General features: G+C 65.8%; 13 protein-coding genes. 10 read left to right on the forward strand and 3 right to left on the reverse strand.

The window, feature by feature from the left end; translation table 11 throughout:
* The first annotated feature begins 22 nt into the window (after window positions 1-22).
* The 4 genes from rph to gcvPB all read left to right on the forward strand — a co-directional run bounded on the left by rph (window position 23) and on the right by gcvPB (window position 6,788).
* Complete coding sequence (rph, locus tag Q9293_RS00625; protein ID WP_306249233.1) at window positions 23-751, forward strand: ribonuclease PH; 729 nt, start codon at window positions 23-25, stop codon at window positions 749-751.
* Between the two features lie 10 nt (window positions 752-761).
* Window positions 762-3,491: a patatin-like phospholipase family protein gene (locus Q9293_RS00630; RefSeq protein ID WP_306249234.1), complete on the forward strand. Its 2,730-nt coding sequence runs from the start codon at window positions 762-764 to the stop codon at window positions 3,489-3,491.
* A 403-nt stretch (window positions 3,492-3,894) separates the two neighbouring features.
* The gene (gcvPA, locus tag Q9293_RS00635) at window positions 3,895-5,247 is read left to right on the forward strand and encodes an aminomethyl-transferring glycine dehydrogenase subunit GcvPA (protein ID WP_306249235.1); all 1,353 of its coding nucleotides are present in this window, start codon (window positions 3,895-3,897) and stop codon (window positions 5,245-5,247) included.
* Between the two features lie 11 nt (window positions 5,248-5,258).
* A complete protein-coding gene (gcvPB, locus tag Q9293_RS00640; RefSeq protein WP_306249236.1) occupies window positions 5,259-6,788 on the forward strand; it encodes an aminomethyl-transferring glycine dehydrogenase subunit GcvPB in 1,530 nt (509 codons plus the stop codon).
* A 30-nt stretch (window positions 6,789-6,818) separates the two neighbouring features.
* On the opposite strand, the gene Q9293_RS00645 is transcribed toward gcvPB, so the two are convergent.
* Window positions 6,819-7,559 (reverse strand): alpha/beta hydrolase, encoded by a 741-nt coding sequence (locus Q9293_RS00645; protein WP_306249237.1) that lies wholly within the window; start codon window positions 7,557-7,559, stop codon window positions 6,819-6,821.
* Between the two features lie 176 nt (window positions 7,560-7,735).
* Here Q9293_RS00645 and Q9293_RS00650 point away from each other — a divergent pair, with 176 nt between their 5' ends.
* The 6 genes from Q9293_RS00650 (at window position 7,736) to folK (ending at window position 12,909) form a co-directional block, all read left to right on the forward strand.
* Complete coding sequence (locus Q9293_RS00650) at window positions 7,736-9,502, forward strand: M2 family metallopeptidase (RefSeq protein ID WP_306249238.1); 1,767 nt, start codon at window positions 7,736-7,738, stop codon at window positions 9,500-9,502.
* Between the two features lie 105 nt (window positions 9,503-9,607).
* The gene (locus Q9293_RS00655; protein ID WP_306249239.1) at window positions 9,608-10,444 is read left to right on the forward strand and encodes an Hsp33 family molecular chaperone HslO; all 837 of its coding nucleotides are present in this window, start codon (window positions 9,608-9,610) and stop codon (window positions 10,442-10,444) included.
* The gene (locus Q9293_RS00660) at window positions 10,444-11,148 is read left to right on the forward strand and encodes a lysophospholipid acyltransferase family protein (protein ID WP_306249240.1); all 705 of its coding nucleotides are present in this window, start codon (window positions 10,444-10,446) and stop codon (window positions 11,146-11,148) included. Before Q9293_RS00655 ends, Q9293_RS00660 begins: the two co-directional genes overlap by 1 nt.
* Entirely contained in the window at window positions 11,141-11,836 is a 696-nt protein-coding gene (gene queC, locus Q9293_RS00665) for a 7-cyano-7-deazaguanine synthase QueC (RefSeq protein WP_306249241.1), read from the forward strand. The genes Q9293_RS00660 and queC overlap by 8 nt, the downstream gene beginning before the upstream one ends.
* Window positions 11,837-11,985: 149 nt before the next feature.
* Window positions 11,986-12,345, forward strand: a complete 360-nt coding sequence (queF, locus tag Q9293_RS00670) for a preQ(1) synthase (RefSeq protein ID WP_372342183.1) — start codon at window positions 11,986-11,988, stop codon at window positions 12,343-12,345.
* A gap of 93 nt (window positions 12,346-12,438) precedes the next feature.
* Window positions 12,439-12,909 carry a 2-amino-4-hydroxy-6-hydroxymethyldihydropteridine diphosphokinase gene (folK, locus tag Q9293_RS00675; RefSeq protein ID WP_306249243.1) on the forward strand — a complete coding sequence of 157 codons (471 nt, stop codon included), beginning with the start codon at window positions 12,439-12,441 and terminating at the stop codon, window positions 12,907-12,909.
* 49 nt (window positions 12,910-12,958) lie between these two features.
* Here folK and Q9293_RS00680 read toward each other — a convergent pair whose 3' ends face one another.
* The gene (locus Q9293_RS00680) at window positions 12,959-14,983 is read right to left on the reverse strand and encodes a S9 family peptidase (protein WP_306249244.1); all 2,025 of its coding nucleotides are present in this window, start codon (window positions 14,981-14,983) and stop codon (window positions 12,959-12,961) included.
* Between the two features lie 76 nt (window positions 14,984-15,059).
* The gene (locus Q9293_RS00685) at window positions 15,060-16,217 is read right to left on the reverse strand and encodes an acyl-CoA dehydrogenase family protein (RefSeq protein WP_306249245.1); all 1,158 of its coding nucleotides are present in this window, start codon (window positions 16,215-16,217) and stop codon (window positions 15,060-15,062) included.
* Window positions 16,218-16,235 lie beyond the last annotated feature (18 nt).

A 16,235-nucleotide genomic window follows, 5' to 3' on the forward strand; every position in this document is an offset into this window, starting at 1 on the left:
TCATTTCGCTTTTGGAGATCCGATGCGTCAGACCGAGGAATTGCGTCCTCTTTCCTTTGAAACCGGCATCCAGCTTCACGCCGCCGGTTCCTGCCTGATCAAGGTGGGCCGCACGCACGTGTTGTGCTCGGCAAGTCTGGAAAACAAGGTGCCCGGCTGGATGAAGGGTCGGGGCACGGGCTGGCTCACGGCAGAGTACGGCATGCTCCCGGCGGCCACTCACACCCGCTCCGACCGTGAAGCGGCGCGGGGCAAGCAACAGGGGCGCACCGTGGAAATCCAGCGTCTCATCGGGCGCAGCCTGCGCCAGGCTGTGGATCTGGCCGCCCTGGGTGAGCGAACCCTGGCGGTGGATTGCGATGTGCTGAATGCGGATGGCGGCACCCGCTGCGCGGCCATCACCGGCGCCTGGGTGGCGGTGGCCCTGGCCCTGAAGTCGCAGGAACTGTCCGCAGCTTTGATCCGCCAGGTGGCGGCGGTGAGCGCAGGCATCGTGGAAACCGGCGATGGCCGCCGGGGCCTCGTGCTGGATCTGGAATATGAGGAAGATCACCTCGCCGCCGTGGACTGCAACCTGGTGGCCGCAAGGCCTATCGTCGTGGGCGGGGCGGGCGGCGAACTGGACCTGGTGGAACTTCAGGGCACGGGAGAAGGCCGTTCCTTCAGTCGAAAAGAGGCCACGGCCCTGATGGACTTGGGCCTGGCGGGCTGCGCAACCCTGATGGCCGCCCAGCTCGCGACCCTGGCCTGAGTGTGCCTGCATGAAGGCGCTTCTCGTCCTGGCGCTGCCAGCCCTGCTGGGGGCCCAGGGCGTGGGGGTTGAAACGTCCGCGCCCACGTCGTCTCGGCGCATCGATGTGACGGTGCTGCCGCCGGACATGGTGTTCCGCTTCAGCCCCCGGGTGGAGATCCCGGGCATGCCGCGGGTGGCCCTGGCCCTTAGCGGGGGCGGGGCCCGGGGCCTCGCCCACATCGGCGTGTTGCAGCGCATCGAGGAGGTGGGCTATCCCCTGGACAGCATCACGGGCACCAGCGCCGGAGCCCTGGTGGGGGCCCTCTACGCCAGCGGCTTCTCGGGGCGGGAGATTGAAGACCTTTTCAACCGGCTGGATCTGACGCGGGCCTTTCTTGAACCCCTGTGGCGCAATCCGGGGGAGACTCTGGGTGAGCAGGAAGACCGCAACGACACCTTCCTGTCCATTGAGCGGCATGACGGCCACGCCACCCTGGCCCAGGGCCTTCGCAGTGGCGTAGAAGTGCAGCACACGTTGCAGGCTTTGCTGGCCCGCGGCGCCTATTTCTCGGGCGGCGATTTCAACCGCTTGCAGCGCCCCCTGCGGGTGCTGGCCACCAATCTGGAAACCGGCCAAGGGCGCGTCTTCGGCAGCGGCGACCTGGTGGAGGCCGTGCGGGCTTCCATGTCCATTCCCGGCGGCTTCCGGCCCGTGGTCATCGAGGGCCAGCAGTACGTGGATGGCGCGTTGGTGGAGAACCTGCCCGTGCAGGTCGCGAAAGAGGCCTTCCGCTCTGACTTGGTGGTCGCCGTGGACATCAGCGCGCCCCTGGAACAGCGGCCTTCCACGAACATCCTGTCGGTGGCGGCCCGCAGCCTGGATCTGGTGGTGGAGCGACGCCAGTGGGAAAGCCGCGCCGCCGCGGACTTCCTCATCCGGCCCAGCATTCATGACGTGCCTTTCCTGGAATACGGCTCCGAGGGGGCCAAGCTGGTGCGCCAGGGGCGAGAGGGTTTCGATGCCCGTCGCGATGCCATGGATGCGCTGCTGCGCAGCCGCATGAGCCAGGAACGGCTGGACGTGGCGCGGGTGGTCTTCGAGTGCCCTGGCGGACTCAGCCCGGCGTTGGCGGGGCTTCTGGCGGAAACCCTGAAGCCCAACGAAGTGGACCTGCGCGTGCAGGACATCCAGATCCTGCTTCAGCAGGCCCTGGTCCATGGCTTGGCGCAGGAGGCCTGGGCCACGGTGGATCCGGAGCGTGTGCTCTCCATCCATCTCCGCCTTTATCCGACGATCAAGACGGTGGACATCCAGGTGCCCGACAACTGGCAACCGGTGGTGAAGGCGGCGGTGGCCGAGGCCATCCAGGTGGGCGAGCGCTTCAACCCCCATACCTTCGGCACCATGATCGGCCACCTGGTCTACCGCTCCCTCATGGCGGGCGGGCCCCTGGTGGATGTGCGGGGGTCGGGTTTCGATCCTGAAGATGGGCTTCTCATCATCTGTGTTCATGAACCTCTGGTGACCAAGGTGGAAGCGCGCATCCCGGCCGGATCTGCGGTGGACGAGGCCCACCTCCTGCGCCTGCTGGGTCAGCTGAAGGGCCGTCCCTTCCGTCCCGACGATCTGCAGAAACGCATCGCCCTGGCCGAGCATCGGCTGCACCTGGCGGAGCTGCGCTACCAGATCCGGCCCGATGGCGAGGGGGGCACGGCGCTCATCCTCATCCCCGTGCCGCAGCAGCGGGAGCGCATGGACATCTCCCTGGGGTATGAATCCACCCTGGGCGGGCAGCTGGGCCTGGCCTACCGGGCCCTGAACCTGGGCTTCAAGGGCACGGAGGTCGAGCTGAGCGCCGCGCGCAACCGCCTGCAGGAGCGGGCAGCCCTGGTGCTGAGAAGCCCCTTCGGATTCGCTCCAGGAACGGGCATGGAACTGGAAGCCAACTACTGGCAGCAGCGCCTTGACATTCCCCTTCCCTGGCAGACCCGCGAATTGCCCGGCGACGGGCTGGATGCCCGCATCAGTGCCTCGGATGTGACCGCGAGGGCCTACTTCCGCTTCAGCAACCTGGGCACCGGCAAGGCGAGCCTGGAGCTGAGCCGCCGCAACTCGGCTTTCCGGGAGTTCGGCCAGCGGATCACCCAGCAGCAGGATGCGGCCTTTCTTTCCAGCGAATGGGACAACTTCGACCGTTACGCCATGCCCCGGGATGGCCTGCTACTGCGGGGCCGCTTCGGCATGGGCCGCACGCACGAGGATGAACTGCCCGGCGCCACCTTCCAGCAGGGCTACTTCCGGGCCCGGGGCGTGAAATCCCTGGGGGAATTCCTCGGCGCGGATCTGGATCTGGAATGGGGCCAGGGCCGTCGCCTGCCCCTGGACCGCTGGTGGGTGCTGGGCGGCCCCTCCTTTGTCATCGGTTCGCGTTCCCTGGGCTTCATGGCGCCGAATTTCGCCGCAGTGCGATTCGGGATTCCCATCCGGTTCTATGTGGGGCTGGGCCTCACGGTGGAGCTGGAGCCCCGCTATGACCTGGCCTGGGTGTCATCTGAGGCCTCCAAGCTGCTCCGCTCGGATGTTTCGCCGCGGGCCCAGGGCACGGGCCTGGTGCTCCGCACCACGCTGTCCAATTTTTATGTGGAGGCCTCGTACGGCTTCCTGAAGGTCCGCAATCCGTTTGAAGCAGGCCGGGCCGTCGGCAGTTTCAATGTGCTCATCGGCACCCAGCCCTTCGACCTCTGGAAGCGGCACTGATGTTGTCCGGGGGTTCCTTGCTCCGCTGCGCTGCGCGCCTCCATGTGACGGGACGCTGAGCGTCCCTCCCACGCGCTGCAGCGCGTGGACATGGAGCCTCCCCCCGGGCCCCCGCACTCGACCCGGCGGAGCCGGGCCTCGCTGAAAGCCTGGCTCCTGACGCTCCGCTGCGCCGAGCGTCCCTCCCACGCGTTGCAGCGCGTGGACATGGAGCCTCCCCCCGGGCCCCCGCGCTCGACCCGGCGGAGCCGGGCCTCGCTTCCTCCCCACGGGGCCCGAGAAGGTGCCCTGAGCTGGTTGGCGGTCTGTGCTGGTGTGGCCTGTGACCCATTGCATATTGGGTTTCCAGGGCTGCCTGATACCCTGGAGCGTTGGCATTTCAACGCTCTTTGCCGAGGCCGCCATGCGCTACCTGCCCTCTTCCTCTGTCGAGGATCAAGCCCTCCTGGACACCATCGGGGTGCCCAACGCTGAAGCGTTGCTGGCGGGCATCCCAGAGCCGCTGCGCCTGCGCCGGGAGCTGGATCTTCCGCCCACGGGCTCTGAGCAGGAGGTGCTCTGGCAGATGATGGGCATCGCCAACAAGAACATGCGCTTCTGTGCGCAGTTCCTGGGCGCCGGTGCCTACGACCACTTCGTGCCCTCGGCCATCGATGCCATGTGCGGCCGTCAGGAGTGGTTCACGGCCTACACGCCCTACCAGCCCGAGATCAGCCAGGGCACCCTGCAGCACATCTTCGAGTACCAGACGCTCATCTGCGACCTCACGGGCCTCGAAGTGACCAATGCCAGCCTCTACGATGGCGGCACCGCCTGCGTGGAAGCCGCCCTCATGGCCGTGCGCGTGGCCAAGAAGCGCAACACCGTGCTGGTGAGCCGCGGCCTGCATCCCATGTACCGCGACGTGCTCAAGACCAACTTCGCGCCCCACGATAACCTCAAGCTGGTGGAAGTGGAGCTCAAGGATGGCGCCACGGACATGGCCGATCTTCAGGCCAAGCTCAACGGCGACGTGGCCGCGGTGCTGGTGGGCTATCCCAACTTCCTGGGCGTGGCCGAGGACCTCACGGCCCTGGCCGGTCCCATTCATGCCGCCGGTGCGTTGCTGGTGAGCGTCACGCAGGAAGTCTTCGCCTTCGGTTGGTTCGAGGCCCCGGGCAAGGTGGGCGCGGACATGGCCTGCGGTGAGGCCATGAGCTTAGGCAACAAGCCCAATTTCGGTGGCCCCTTCCTGGGCTTCCTGGCCGTGAAGGACGCTCACAAGCGTGAGATCCCCGGCCGCGTGGTGGGCCAGACCAAAGATTTGAACGGTGAGACGGGCTACGTGCTGACGCTGACCGCCCGCGAGCAGCACATTCGCCGTGACAAGGCCACTTCCAACATCTGCTCGAATCAAGGTCTCGTGGCTCTGCGCGCCAACATCTTCATGCAGCTGGCGGGCCCCGAGGGCTTCCGCGGCCTGGCCGAACAGAACGCCGCCAAGGCCCAGTACCTGCGCCAGCGCCTGCTGGAACTGCCGGACATGCAGCCCGTGGCCGAGGTGCCCTTCTTCAATGAATTCGTTCTGCGCTACACCGGCGACTACGCGGCGCTGGAAGAGGCCTGCAAGAAGGAGTGCCTGCTGCCGGGCCTCGACCTGGGCCGCTTCTACCCCGAATACAAGGGCTGCATCCTCTGGTGCGCCACTGAACTGCATACCCGCCAGATGATCGAGAGCCTCGTCGAGATTCTCGCCCGCGTTCCGGCCACGGTCTGAGGAGATTCGACATGTTCCTTCGTCAGCGCGAACCCCTCTCCTTCGAGCGTTCCGTCCCCGGCAAGCGGGGCATGGATCTGCCCAAGCTCGATGTCCCGGCCGCCCAGGACACCCGTCCCGCCCACCTCAAGCGCAGCGGCTTTGACGCCCTGCCTGAGCTGAGCGAAGTGGAGGTCATCCGCCACTTCACCCGCCTGTCCAAGTGGAACTACGGCGTGGATGACGGCATGTATCCGCTGGGCTCCTGCACCATGAAGCACAACCCCCGGCTCAACGAAAAGATCGCCGGGCTGCCGGGTTTCACGGACAGCCATCCCATGGCCCCCGACGAGCTGGTGCAGGGCAACCTGGAGATGCTCTACACCCTGCAGGAGTGGCTGAAGGAGATCACGGGCCTGCCCGGCGTCACCCTGCAGCCCAGCGCCGGCGCCGCTGGCGAGCTGACGGGCGTCATGCTCATCCGGGCCTACCACCTGTCCAAGGGCGCCAAGCGCCGCGTCATCCTGATCCCCGACAGCGGCCACGGCACCAACCCCGCCACCGCCGCCATGGCGGGCTACGAGGTGGTGGAACTGCCCTCGCGTCCCGACGGCACCATCAGCTTCGAGGATGTGACCGATCCCGTGACCGGCAAGACCCGCAAGGGCCTGCAGACCCTCGTGGCCGAACTGGGCACCGAGATCGCGGGCGCCATGATCACGAACCCCAACACCGTGGGCGTGTTCGAGTACCGCTTCAAGGAGATCAGCGACCTGCTGCACAGCGTCGATGCTCTGGTCTACATGGACGGCGCCAACATGAACGCCCTGGTGGGCGTGGCGCGCCCCGGCGATTTCGGCGTGGACGTCATGCACCTCAACCTGCACAAGACCATGTCCACCCCCCACGGCGGTGGCGGTCCCGGCGCCGGTCCTGTCTGCTGCGGCGCCAACCTGATGCCCTTCCTGCCCGTGCCCGTCGTGGTGCGTGACACGGTGAAGGTGGGCGAGGGCGAGGTGCCCAGGCACAGCTACCGCATGGACTGGAACCGTCCCCAGAGCATCGGCAAGGTGCACACCTTCTATGGCAACTTCGGCATCCTGGTCCGCGCCCTGACCTACTGCCTGAGCCACGGTGGCGATGGCCTCAAGAACGCCACGCTGCGCGCCATCGTGAACGCCAACTACGTCCGCGCGCGCCTGAAAAATGCCTACGCCTTGCACATCGATTCGCCCAGCCTCCATGAGGTGGTGTTCAGCGACACCAACCAGGCCAAGCACGATGTCCACACCCTCGACATTGCCAAGCGGCTCATTGATCACGGCTACCATCCGCCCACGATCTATTTCCCCCTGATCGTGCCCGGGGCGCTGATGATCGAGCCCACCGAAAGCGAGGACAAGGGTGAGCTGGACGCCTTCTGCGACACCATGCTGGCCATCGCCAAGGAAGCCGAGGAGAACCCGGACGCGCTGCATCAGGCGCCTGTACTCGCCCCCCTTCGCCGCATGGACGAGACCACGGCCGCCCGCAAGCCCGTGCTGCGCTGGACCAAGGGATAGGGACTGCGAACGGTTGAAGGCCCTGGCCCGCTATGGCGCGGCCGGGGCTTTCGCCTTTTCCTGCTTCAGGATCCAGGCCGCGGCCTCCGCCAGGGGGGCTGAGGTGAGATCGTGCCCGCCAACATAGGGCTCGAAGGTGGTGGGCACCCCCGCAGCCTTCCAGTAGTCAAGGCGGGCGGGCAGGTCCCCGAAGGGCACCAGCCGATCATTCCGGCCATGGGACAGGAAATGAGGCAGACCCTTGAGGGCGGCCCGCTCTTCATCACCCAGCAGGGCTTCGGGCTTGCCCGCCCCGAAGGCCAGCACGCCGGCCACCTCGTTGCGGTGGCGGGCCGCGGAGAGGTAGGCCAGGGCGGCACCCTGGGAATGGCCCAACAGGTAGACGCCGCCTAGGCGATACCGCTCCTTCAGGGTGCGAATGGCGCGCTGGATCAGATCCACGGCCTGGGCATCGGTGAAGCGCCAGAGCTTGGGGTCGTCGTAGGCTGGGTACCAGCTGTGGCCAGGCCCAACCGGATAGGCTCCTTCCGGCGCCGCCAGGATGAAGGTGGCCTCTCCGAGCCGGGGCTGCAGGGTCAGCATGGACTCGGCGGAACCGCCGCGCCCATGGAGGAGAATCACAAGCGGATAGGCCCGCGTGGCCTCGTAATCCTTCGGCAGAACCACGCGGAGTGGTGTGAGAATCCGCGCCTCCAGCCACACATCCTGGGCCCGGGCGTCCGCGGGCAGCAGGGCGAGGAGAAGGCTGAAAACCACAGATGATGGGCGCATGGAACCAGCTTGAAGGCGGAGATGGCCGGGTCAAGGTCCGCAGGGACCAACTCCTGTCTCCAAGGGGTCAACGGCCACTGTGGCGCAGGATGCCCCGGCGAACCCTGCCCAGGAGGGAATTCCTCTCCCCAGATGGCGCCCAGGGGTTCCAGAATGAAGGGTTCCAAGGAGCCCCCATGCGCCTTCTCCCAGCCCTCATCCTCGGTGTGCCGCTTCTGGCGCAGGTGACTGCACCCCTGCAGGACCGGGCGGATCGGTTCCTGAAGCTGGTCAACGCGGGCTACCAGTCCCTCACCTACGTCAACCAGCAGGCGACCTGGGTGGCCTCCACGGATGTGAGCCCCGAGCACGATGCGGGCGCCGAGTGGGCGGGCAAGGCCTTCGCGGCCTTTAACGGCAATCCGGCCCTCATCACCGAGGCCCGCGAGCTGCTGCAGCACCGCAAGGAACTGAAGGATGTCACCGTGCGCCAACTGGAGCGGGTGCTGCTCAATGCCGCCGAAGGGCCCATGACCAAGCCCGAGCTGGTGGCCGCCCGTGTGACGGCGGAAACTGCTCAGAACAGCACCATGAACGGCTTCACCTGGAAGCTGGACGGTAAGCCGATCTCCGCGAACGCGATCGACGAGATCCTCGCCAAGAGCACCAACCTGGCTGAGCGGCAGAAGGTTTGGGAAGTCTCGAAAGAGAACGGTCCAGCCCTGAAGGACGGGCTGCTGAAGCTGCGCGACCTGCGGAATGCCTGCGCCAAGGAGCTGGGCTACTCCGACTACTTCTCCCTGCAGGTGGCCAAGTACGGACTGACCACGGACGAGATGCTGGCCTTCAACCGCAAGTTCATGGCCGAACTGAAGCCGCTCTACCTGCAGCTGCACACCTGGGTGAAGTACGAGATGGCGAAGAAGTACGGCCAGCCCGTGCCCAAGGCCATCCCCGCCCACTGGATCAACAACCGCTGGAGCCAGAACTGGACCGGCTTCGTGAACGCCGTGGACTTCGATCCCTACTTCAAGGGCTGGCAGCCCGAGCGCATCGTGAAAACCGCCGAGGCCTTCTACACGGGCCTGGGCTTTGAGCCGCTGCCCGCTTCGTTCTGGGCCAAGTCCGACCTCTATCCCGTGAAGGCGGGCGATCCCCGCAAGAAGAACAGCCACGCCTCCTGCTGGCACCTGGACCTGGACCATGACATCCGCTCGCTCATGAGTGTCGAAGCCAATGCCCAGTGGTTCGAGACCTGCCACCACGAGCTGGGCCACGGCTACTACTTCATCAGCTACACCAACCCGAACGTGCCGCCCCTCCTGCGCGATGGTGCCAACCCCAGCTTCCATGAGGGCGTGGGCGAACTCATCGCCCTGGCCACCCGCCAGATCCCCTACCTCAAGGGTGCGGGCGTGCTGCCCAAGGACTACAAGGTTGACGAGATGCAGGTGCTGCTGAACGACGCGCTGGAGGTCGCCATCCCCTTCATGTTCTGGGCCTGTGGCACGATGCCCGAGTGGGAGGCGGATTTCTACGCGAAGAACATGCCCGCCGATCAGATGAACGCCCGCTGGTGGAAGCAGGTGCGCGACCTGCAGGGTGTGGAGCCCCCGAGTCCGCGCGGCGAGCAGTTCTGCGATGCGCCCACCAAGACCCACATCAACGACAATCCCGCCTACTACTACAGCTACGGCTGGGCCACCGTCTTCAAGTTCCAGATGCACGATCACATCGCCCGGAAGATCCTTCATCAGGATCCCCGTGCCACCAACTACGCGGGCCACAAGGAAGTGGGCGACTTCCTCAAGCAGGTGCTCTCCAAGGGCGCCACGGAGGACTGGCGCAAGGTCCTCAAGGATGCCACCGGCGAGGAACTTTCCACCCGCGCCATGATGGACTATTTCAAACCCCTGATGGCCTGGCTGGAACAGCAGAACAAGGGTCGCCAGATCGGCTGGTAAGGATTCACCACGGAGACACGGAGGACACGGAGAATGAATTGGAAGCGTGTTTCCTCTGTGAACACCTCCGTGCCTCTGTGGTGAAGCATTTTCTTGAAGGAAACCATGAACGAATCCATCCGCCGGGCCCGGGTCATCAAGGCCCTCACAAAGGACCGGCACATTCGCCTGTCCTCGCTGGATGCCAGCCCTCTGTGGGATGGCGTCCGGCGGGGGCACCCGCACCTGGATCCCGAAGCCTGTGCCTGCCTCACGGAGCTGCTCGCGGCCACAGCCTTGCTGCAGGGCCGCACGGTCTTCGAGGAGCGGCTGCAGCTGCTGGTGAAGGGCTCGGGCAAGGCCAGGGCGGTGGTGGCGGACAGCTGGCCCGATGGCACCATCCGCGGGGTGCTGGACCTCGGCGATCCGAACACTGAGGACTGGATCGTTGCCCCCGGTGTGCTGCAGGTCATGCGCTCCAACGTTGCGGGTCAGCCCTACATTGGCAACCTCGAACTCGTGGAAGGCGGCATTCAGACTCAGGTGGAGCACTACCTGCAGAATTCAGAACAGATCCAGGCCAGCCTCAGCCTCTGGTGCGATCCCGGCACCGGCGAGGCCGGTGGCCTGCTGGTGGAACCTCTGCCCGATTGCCCGCCGCTGCGCCTTGCCCGTCTGGTGCAGGCCATCGAAGGTCTCGACGTGGTGCCCTTCTGGGAACGCACCCCGGAATTCCTCGCCAACTGGGTCTCTCAGGGCGAAGGCACCGATGAACTGGCGACCGTGGATTTGGACTACCGCTGCCGCTGCACCCGTGAGGCCCTGCTGGAAACCCTGCGCGGCTTTTCCGAAGCACAGAAGGCGGACCTCTTCCAGACCGAGGGCCCCCTGGAAGTGCGCTGCGACTATTGCGGAACCCTGTATCCCATCACCAAGGCGGACCTGCTGACGGGAGAGGCCTGATGGCGGTCCGCGTGGCCATTGCGGAGCGGGGCCGCCCCCTGGGCTCGCCCCTGTCCGTGTGGTTGAGCTTCCGCATGATGCCCTTTCTGGCGGCGGGGCTGTCCAAGCTGTGGTCCTACACCCTGCGGGTGAAGCGGATCGGCTTTGAGGGCGTGGAAGATCTGGTGGCCCGTGACGAGCGGTTCATCCTCAGCTTCTGGCACCGGCGCCTCTTCATGATGCCGCTCTCCTATCCTTTCATCCGCAAGGAAAGGGGCGTGGCCATCCTCTCCAGCGACAGCAAGGATGGCGAACGCAGCGCCGCCACCTGGCGCTGGTTCGGCATCCACGCCGTGCGCGGCACGGCCAGCGACGATGGCGCCAAGGCCCTGGTGCGCATGATCCAGGCCGTGAAGCAGGGCTGGGATTTCGGCATCACGCCCGATGGCCCCCGCGGGCCGCTCATGGAACTGAAACCTGGCGTCACCGCCCTGGCGCGCAAGACCGGCGCCTGGATTGTGCCCGTCACCCTGGCCTTCGACCAGCAGTTCGAATTGAAAACCTGGGACCGCATGGTGATCCCCATGCCCTTCTCGACCTGCACCATCCGCTACGGAACCCCGTACCGCATTCCACCCAAGGCCGATGATCAGGTTGAAGGCCAGCGGCTTCAACGCGAGATGGATGACCTTGAAGCTTGGGCCGAGGAGATCACCCATGGCTGAACTTGCGGTTGTTTCCCTATCCGGCGGCATGGACAGCTGTGTCACCGCTGCCATCGCCCGCGCCCAGGGGTACGAACTGGCGCTGCTCCACGCGGACTACGGTCAGCTCACCCAGGCCCGGGAGCGCCAGGCCTACCGGGACATTGCGGACTTCTACGAAGTGCCAGCCTCCCGGCGCCTCATCATCGGCTTCGACACCTTGAAGGCCATCGGCGGGTCGGCGCTCACGGATCCCAGCATTGCCCTGCCTGATGGCGATCTGGACAACCCGGGCGTGCCCGTGAGCTATGTGCCCTTCCGCAATGCGCACCTGCTGGCCACCTGCGTGAGCTGGGCCGAGGTGTTGCGGGCGCGGGCCATCTTTGTGGGCTTCGTGGAAGAGGACAGCAGCGGCTACCCGGATTGCCGAGAGGCCTTCCTGCGCAGCTTCGAGCAGACCGCCAACCTGGGCACCAAGCCCGAGACGCAGCTGGCCTTCCACGCCCCCCTCATCCACCTGCGCAAGGCCGAAATCATTCGTCGCGGCCGGGAGCTGGGCGCGCCCCTGCACCTCAGCTGGTCCTGTTACCAGGGCGAAGCCGAGGCCTGCGGCCACTGCGACAGCTGCCACCTGCGCCTGCGCGGATTCAAAGAGGCCGGCTTCCCCGATCCGATTCCCTACGCATTCATCCCTGACCACTTGAAATGAGGGTCCACAGATTCCACCGATTCACACCGATTCAAATGGCTTTCTATCATCTGTGTAATCTGTGAAATCTGTGGATCAAAGAAAAGGACCAAGCCATGGCCACCAAGAAAACCCCCAAAGCCTCCCTCCCTGACCAGTTGCCCAAGTTCGTGGTGACGCGGCCCACGGGCAAGCTCGACACCTTCACGAGCCCGCGACCGGGACGCCCCTTTACCATCACCTTCGAGACGGAGGAGTTCACCTGCCTCTGCCCGCTCACGGGCCAGCCGGACTTCGCGAAGCTCCGCATCGTCTACCAGCCCGACCAGCTCTGCGTGGAATCGAAGTCGCTCAAGCTCTACCTCTGGAGCTTCCGCGACCAGGGTGCCTTCCACGAGGCGGTGACCAACCAGATCCTGGATGACCTGGTGAAGGCCCTTCAGCCCCAGTGGATGCGCATCGAAGGTGACTTCCTCATCCGTGGCGGCATCCGTACGCTGGTGGTGGCTGAACACGGGAAGAAGCATTAGCCGCGGATGAACACCGATGAACTCAGATAAAAAGAACCACGCCTCCATCCGTGTTCATCTGTGTTTATCTGTGGCTTCTTTTAGGGCCTTTCCATGAAAGCCGTCGTTGCCCTTGGCTCGAACCTCGGCGATCGCCGGGCGCATTTGGAGGCGGGATTGGCGGCGCTGCGCATGCTGGGCGCAGTGCTGCCCTCGCCGCTGGTCATGGAGACCGCGGATGAATCAGGACTCGGCCCCGCCTACCTGAATACCGTGGCGATTCTGGTATCGGATGAGACGGATCCCTGTCGCCTGCTGGAGGCCCTGCTTCGATTGGAGCTGGCCGCCGGCCGGGATCGTCAAGCGGGGAAGAATGCGCCTCGCACCTTGGATCTGGACCTCATCACCACCGACGGGCCCGGCGGCCGTTGGACGTGGGAAGCGCCGGCGGATCTGCGGATCCTCGGTCCGGAATTGAGCCTGGAGCTGCCCCATCCCCGCGCCTTCAGCCGTCCCTTCGTGCTGGAACCCTGGAAGGCACTGTCGGATCCGGGCGCCTGTGGGGGTGTGATCCCGAAGGCCTGAATGCATGAGGCCCCCATGGCGGGGGCCTCATGGGCGAATCCAAGTGGGACTACTTCGTCCACTTCTCGCACCAGCCCAGCACGGTCTCGTACCAGAGCTTGCTGTTCTGGGGCTTGGCGACGAAGTGGGCCTCGTCGGGGAAGTAGAGCAGTTGGCTGGGAATGCCGCGCACCTGCAGCGTGTTGTAGAGCTGGAAAGCCTCGGTGACAGGCACGCGGTAGTCCAGTTCGCCGTGGATGACGAGCATGGGCTTGGTCATGTTCGCGATCCCGGTGGTGGGGCTCTGCGACTGCCAGCGGGCCTTGTTGGCGGCGCTTTCCCAGGGCCAGCCCTTGAACTCCCAGTGGGGGAACCACAGCTCCTCCGTGCCCAGCTGCATGGATTCGGTGTTGAAGATGCTGGCGTGGGTGACGAAGGCGGCGAAGCGGTCCGCGTAGTGGCCGGAGATCCAGTTCACGGCGTAGCCGCCGTAGCTGCCACCGGCGGCCACCACGCGCTTGGGATCGGCGTTGGGAACGGCCTTCAGGGAGGCGTCCAGGGTGTTCATGAGGTCGGTCATGACGGCGCCGTTCCAGTCGCCGCTGATGGCATCGCAGTAGGCCTGGCCGAAGCCCGTCGACCCGCGGGGGTTGGGCAGCACCGTGATGAAGCCGCGGCTGGCCCAGGCCTGGGCGTTCCAGCGGGGATGCCAGGCGTTGGCCCAGGCGCCCTGGGGGCCGCCGTGGATGACGAAGGCCACGGGATACGTCTTCTTGGGGTCAAAGCCCAGGGGCTTCACGATGTAGGCGTGGGTTTTCGTCGGCTTGCCGTCCACGGGCAGCGTGTCCACCCAGAGGGGCTCGCCGGCGTTGAGGCCCAGCTCCTGCGCCAGGGCCTCGTTGTGGCGGGAGGCGCGGGTGGCCTGGCCGGTCTTGAAGTCCACGGTGTAGAGGTCCGGCGGGGTGTTCAGGCTGCTGCTCACCACGGTGGCGGCGTTCTGGCTGAGCGCAAACCCTTCGATGTGGAGGCCCGTGCTGAGCTGCTTCAGACCCTTGCCATCCCAGCGGAAGAGCTCGGCCTGGCCCTGCTTCTCGCTGACAGCCACCAGGTCGCTGCCCTGCCATGCGAAGTCGCCGAAGCTCTGGTCGAAGGCCGCGGTGGTGCGCACGACCTTGCCCGTGCTGCGGTCCATGACCCAGAGCTCCCACTTGTCGGCCTCGAAGCCCTCGCGGCGCTGGGCGCGCCAGGCCAGGGATTTGCCATCGGGTGAGTAGCGCGGGCTGTTGTCCATGGCCGGATTGGTTGTGAGCTTCCGGGCGGGACCGCCACTCAGGGCCACTTCGTAGATTTCACCGTTGGTGCTGGTGGCTTTGGGCTGATCGGGGGCGGATTCAAAGGCCAGGGCCTGGCTGTCCGGCGCCCAGGCATAGCCATCGCCCGCAGAGACGCCCGCGTAGTTGGGCACATCGGTGGTGAAGCCCGCGGTGAGATCGCGGGGTGCGGCGCTGCCATCGGCGGGCACCACGAAGAGGTGGCTCACCTGCCGGGCATCCTTCCACTCGTTCCAGTGACGGTAGGTCAGCGTGGTGTAGAGACGGCCCGACACCTTGGAGGCCTCCTTGGCCTTCAGGTAGGCGGCGTTCTCGGCATCGTTGCCGCTGGGCACGGTGGTGCTGAGGAAGGCGATCCACTTGCCGTCGGGGCTCCAGAGCTGGCCTTCGGCGCTGCCACTGAGCTTGGTGAGCTGGCGTTTCTCCTTGGTGGAGAGATCGACGATCCAGATCTGACCGCCGGACTGGTAGGCCAGGCGTTTGCCGTCGGGGCTGAAGCGGGGGCGGGATTGGCTGCCGCTGCCGAGATCGAGTTCCTTGGCCTCGCCGGTGGTCGCCTTGAGCCAGATGCGGTTCACGGTCTTGTTGGCGGCGAAATCCACGGTGCCCACCTGGTAGGCGAGGTCAGCCTGGCTGGAAATCTGCGGATCGCCGACCCGCTTGACCTTGAACAGGTCGTCGACCTGCAGGGGGCGGCTGGCCTGCAGGCTGCTCGCAGCCGCCAGAAGGGAGAAGCCAACAAGGAGGGGTGCGGCGCGTCTCATGGGATGCCTCATGTTTAGAGGCCCCATCCTAACGCAGACCCTCCGGGTGGGGGATCACAGCCGGATCGGCGCGATTTCAGTATTCGGCCAGCAGGTAGCGGGCGATGACGGTGCGTTGGATTTCGCTGGTGCCCTCACCGATGGTGCAGAGCTTCACATCCCGGTAGTACTTCTCCACGGGGTAGTCCTTGATGTAGCCGTAGCCGCCCAGGATCTGCACGGCCTCGTCGGCCACGCGGCAGGCCACTTCGGAACTGTAGAGCTTGGCCATGCTGGCGGCCTTGGCGTAGGGCAGGCCCGCATCCTTCAGCCCGGCGGCGCGGGTGATGAGCAGGCGGGCGGCTTCGATTTCAGTGCCCATGTTCGCCAGCTTGAACTGGATGCCCTGGTGATCGGCCAGGGGACGGCCGAAGGTGTGGCGGATCTTGCTGTAGCGCACGGCCTCCTCGAAGGCGCCCTGGGCCATGCCAAGGCCGAGTGCTCCAATGCTGATGCGCCCGCCATCCAGGGTCTTCATGGCCTGCTTGAAGCCCAGGCCGTCCTCGCCCAGAAGGTTGGCTTCAGGCACTTTCACGTCCTCCAGGATGAGTTCGGAGGTGTCGCTGGCCCGCAGGCCCAGCTTGTTCTCCTGCTTGCCGGGGCGGAAGCCGTTCATGCCCTTTTCCAGAACGAAAGCGCTGATGCCGTCGGCACTGCTGCGGCTCGGCAGGGGCGCGCGGGTGCGGGCCATGACCACGAAGATGTCGCCCACGGTGCCGTGGGTGATGAAGGTCTTCGAGCCGTTGAGGATGTAATGGGACCCCTCCTTCCGGGCTGAGGTTCGCAGCGAACCCGCGTCGCTGCCCGATCCGGGCTCCGTAAGGCCCCAGGCGCCGATGGCCTTGCCGCTGGCCAGGGGCACCAGGTAGGCCTGCTTCTGCCGCTCATCGCCCATGGCAAAGATGTGGTTGCTGCACAGGCTGTTGTGGGCCGCCACGGTGATGCCCACGGAGCCATCCACCCGGGATAGCTCTTCGACCACCACGGCGTACTCCAGATAGCCCATGCCCGCGCCGCCATACTGCTCCGGGAAGATGACGCCCATCATGCCCATCTCGCCCAGTTGTTTCACCACGTCGAAGGGAAAGGTCTTGGCTTCGTCCCAGACCATGACATGGGGGCGGATTTCCTTCTCGGCGAACTTGCGGACTTCCTGGCGCAGGGCTTCCACGTGCTCGGGCAGCGTGACGTCCATGGGGACCTCGCGGGTGGG

The sequence above is a fragment of the Geothrix sp. PMB-07 genome (genome assembly GCF_030758935.1).
Lineage (GTDB): Bacteria > Acidobacteriota > Holophagae > Holophagales > Holophagaceae > Geothrix.

What these genes read in the sequence shown, in the direction of transcription:
- Q9293_RS00645 (WP_306249237.1), bottom strand. Translation starts at nt 7,559, where the DNA reads ATGCGCCCATCATCTGTGGTTTTCAGCCTTCTCCTCGCCCTGCTGCCC.
- gcvPB (WP_306249236.1), top strand. Translation starts at nt 5,259, where the DNA reads ATGTTCCTTCGTCAGCGCGAACCCCTCTCCTTCGAGCGTTCCGTCCCC.
- queC (WP_306249241.1), top strand. Translation starts at nt 11,141, where the DNA reads ATGGCTGAACTTGCGGTTGTTTCCCTATCCGGCGGCATGGACAGCTGT.
- gcvPA (WP_306249235.1), top strand. Translation starts at nt 3,895, where the DNA reads ATGCGCTACCTGCCCTCTTCCTCTGTCGAGGATCAAGCCCTCCTGGAC.
- Q9293_RS00680 (WP_306249244.1), bottom strand. Translation starts at nt 14,983, where the DNA reads ATGAGACGCGCCGCACCCCTCCTTGTTGGCTTCTCCCTTCTGGCGGCT.
- Q9293_RS00630 (WP_306249234.1), top strand. Translation starts at nt 762, where the DNA reads ATGAAGGCGCTTCTCGTCCTGGCGCTGCCAGCCCTGCTGGGGGCCCAG.
- folK (WP_306249243.1), top strand. Translation starts at nt 12,439, where the DNA reads ATGAAAGCCGTCGTTGCCCTTGGCTCGAACCTCGGCGATCGCCGGGCG.
- Q9293_RS00660 (WP_306249240.1), top strand. Translation starts at nt 10,444, where the DNA reads ATGGCGGTCCGCGTGGCCATTGCGGAGCGGGGCCGCCCCCTGGGCTCG.
- Q9293_RS00655 (WP_306249239.1), top strand. Translation starts at nt 9,608, where the DNA reads ATGAACGAATCCATCCGCCGGGCCCGGGTCATCAAGGCCCTCACAAAG.
- Q9293_RS00650 (WP_306249238.1), top strand. Translation starts at nt 7,736, where the DNA reads ATGCGCCTTCTCCCAGCCCTCATCCTCGGTGTGCCGCTTCTGGCGCAG.
- Q9293_RS00685 (WP_306249245.1), bottom strand. Translation starts at nt 16,217, where the DNA reads ATGGACGTCACGCTGCCCGAGCACGTGGAAGCCCTGCGCCAGGAAGTC.
- rph (WP_306249233.1), top strand. Translation starts at nt 23, where the DNA reads ATGCGTCAGACCGAGGAATTGCGTCCTCTTTCCTTTGAAACCGGCATC.